This window comes from Inquilinus sp. 2KB_23 (assembly GCF_052115705.1).
GTDB classification, from domain to species: domain Bacteria; phylum Pseudomonadota; class Alphaproteobacteria; order DSM-16000; family Inquilinaceae; genus Inquilinus; species Inquilinus ginsengisoli_A.
The window spans coordinates 1-2,854 of record NZ_JBFRHF010000069.1 but is presented as its reverse complement, the minus strand read 5'-3'; the positions used below and the strand labels follow the sequence as shown (position 1 = coordinate 2,854).

Here is a 2,854-nt window from a genome sequence, read left to right as displayed (position 1 = left end):
GCTGGGCTACATGGTGTCGGATGCGGGCCCGGTCTGCGTGATCGGTTCAGGGGCGGAGGCGTGGTGCGGTCCGGTGCCGGTGCTGAGCCTGGAGGAAGGTTCGGTGTCGTCGGCACTGTCGGCGGCGGCGGAGCATGATCCCGGTGACGGGGAGCGGACGGCGCCCCTCCGACCCCAACACCCGGCCTATGTGATCTACACCTCCGGCTCCACCGGACGCCCCAAGGGCGTGGTCGTCACCCATGCCGGGATGGGGAACTATATGGCCTGGGCCCTGGAGGCCTATCCGCTGGAGCGGGGCACGGGCGCGCCCGTGAACACGCCGCTGGCGTTCGACGCGACGGTGACCAGCCTGATGCTGCCGCTGCTGGCAGGGCGTGCGGTGACGCTGTTGCCGGAGGCGGAGCAACTGGAGCGTCTGGCGGCGGGGATGGGCTTCAGCTTGCTGAAGGTGACGCCGGCGCATGTCGAAATCCTGACGCAGTTGGTACCGCCGGAGCGGCTGGAAGGGCTGAGCGGCTGCCTGGTGATCGGCGGCGAAGGGCTGGGTGCAGGGACGATCGCGGCATGGCGGCGGCATGCTGCCGGGACGCGGCTGATCAACGAATATGGGCCGACCGAGACGGTGGTGGGCTGCACGACCTACGAGGTGAAGCGCGGGGACCCGACGGAAGGGCCGGTGCCGATCGGGGCGCCGATCTGGAACACGCGGGTGTACGTGCTGGACGGGAGCCTGCGTCCGGTTCCGGTGGGAGTGTCGGGGGAGCTGTACATTGCCGGTGCCGGGCTGGCGCGGGGCTATCTCAACCGGTCGGGGCTGACGGCGGAGCGGTTCGTGGCGTGCCCCTTCGGCACTCCTGGCTCCCGGATGTACCGGACGGGTGATGTGGCGCGTTGGCGGCCGGACGGAGAGCTGGAGTACCAGGGCCGTGCGGACGATCAGGTGAAGATCCGCGGGTTCCGGATCGAGCCGGGTGAGATCGAGGCCGCGCTGTTGTCGCATCCGGCGGTGGGTCAGGCGGCAGTGATCGCGCGGGAGGACCTGCCGGGGCAGAAGCAGCTGTTGGGCTATGTGGTGGCGGCGCCGGGCGCCTCGCCGGATGGGGCGGAGTTGCGCCGGCATGTGGGGCAGCGCCTGCCGGAGCACATGGTGCCGTCGGCGGTGGTGGTGCTGGAGGCATTGCCGCTGACGCCGAACGGGAAGCTGGACCGCAAGGCCCTGCCGGCGCCGGAGCGAGTGTCGGCCGGGGGCCGGGCACCGCGGACGGCGCAGGAGGAGATCCTGTGCGGTCTGTTCGCGGAGGTGCTGGGCCTGGAGCGGGTGGGGATCGACGACGGGTTCTTCGAGCTGGGGGGCGACAGCATCCTGTCGATCCAGGTGGTGAGCCGGGCGAGACGGGCGGGGCTGTCGATCACGCCGCGGGACCTGTTCCGGCACGGGACGGTGTCGGAACTGGCGGCTGTGGCGGTGGTGGCGGGTTCGRRGASGGCGGAGCAGCCGGCGGCGGACGCCGGGATCGGAGATGTGCCGGCGACGCCGATCATGGGCTGGCTGCGGGAGAGGGGYGGTCCGATCGGGSGTTACAGCCAGTCGATGCTGCTGCGGGTGCCGCSGGARTTGACCGAGGCGACGCTGRCGGCGGCGCTGCAGGCGGTGCTGGAGCATCACGACGCGTTGCGGCTGCGGCTGGYGGCGGRMGCCGCGGGGTGGTCGCTGACGATCCCGCCGGCAGGAACGGTGCGGGCATCGGATGGGGTGCGGCGGGTCGAGGTGGGAGGTGCGGCGGAGGTCGGTGCGCAGCTGGCGGCGGAGCATGAGGCGGCGGAGCTGCGGCTCGATCCGTGGAGCGGCCGGCTGGTGCAGGCGGTGTGGTTCGACGCGGGTCCGGGAGAGGCCGGTCGTCTGCTGCTGGTGATCCACCATCTGGCGGTGGACGGGGTGTCGTGGCGGATCCTGGTGCCGGACCTTGCGGCGGCGTGGCGTTCGGCGCATCGGGGGGAGCGGGTGTCGCTGGAGGCGGTGGGGACATCGTTCCGGGGCTGGGCCCGGCATCTGGCCCGGGAGGGGAGCGAAGGGAAGCGAGCCGGAGAGCTGGAGCTGTGGCGGTCGATGCTGGCGGGGGGAGAGGCGCTGTTGTCGCGTCGGCCGCTGGATCCGGAGCGGGACCGGGTGCGGACGGCAGGGCATCTGCGTCTGGCGCTGCCGCCGGGGTTGACGGAGGCAGTGCTGACGCGGTCTGCGGGCCTGGTGCAGGGCGGGATCAACGATGTGCTGCTGACGGGATTCTGCCTGGCGGTGCTGGACTGGCGCCGAGGGCTGGGCCGGGGATCGGAGCCGTCGGTGCTGGTGGATCTGGAGGGGCACGGGCGAGAGGCGGATGCGTCGGGATTGGATCTGTCGCGGACGGTGGGCTGGTTCACGAGCCAGTACCCGGTGCGTCTGGATGCGGGCGGAGTGGACCTGCGGGATGCGGTGTCGGGGGGTGCGTCGCTGGGAACGGCGCTGAAGCGGATCAAGGAGCAGCTGCGGCGGCTGCCGGATGGGGGTCTGGGCTACGGCGTGCTGCGGTACCTGGATGGAAGGGGCGAGGATGAGCTGTCGGGGTTTGCGGCGCCGCAGATCGGCTTCAACTACCTCGGCCGGTTCGCGGTGCCGGAAGATGCGGATTGGAGCCTGGCGCCGGAGTGGGGTGCGCTGGGCGGTGGCGACCCTGAGATGCCGCTGGCGCATGGGCTGTCGGTGGATGCGGTGACATGGGACCGGCCGGCGGGACCGGAGCTGGTGGCGCACTGGTCATGGGCGTCAGGGCTGTACGGGGAGGATGAGGTCCGGGATCTGGCGGAGGGATGGTTC

1 protein-coding gene is annotated in these 2,854 nt (G+C 71.8%); it reads left to right on the top strand.

Going from position 1 to position 2,854, the window contains the following annotated elements:
* Positions 1 to 10: 10 nt before the first annotated feature.
* Positions 11 to 2,854 (top strand): amino acid adenylation domain-containing protein (locus AB4112_RS35890; protein WP_441727235.1); only part of this gene is annotated, 2,844 nt, incomplete at its 3' end.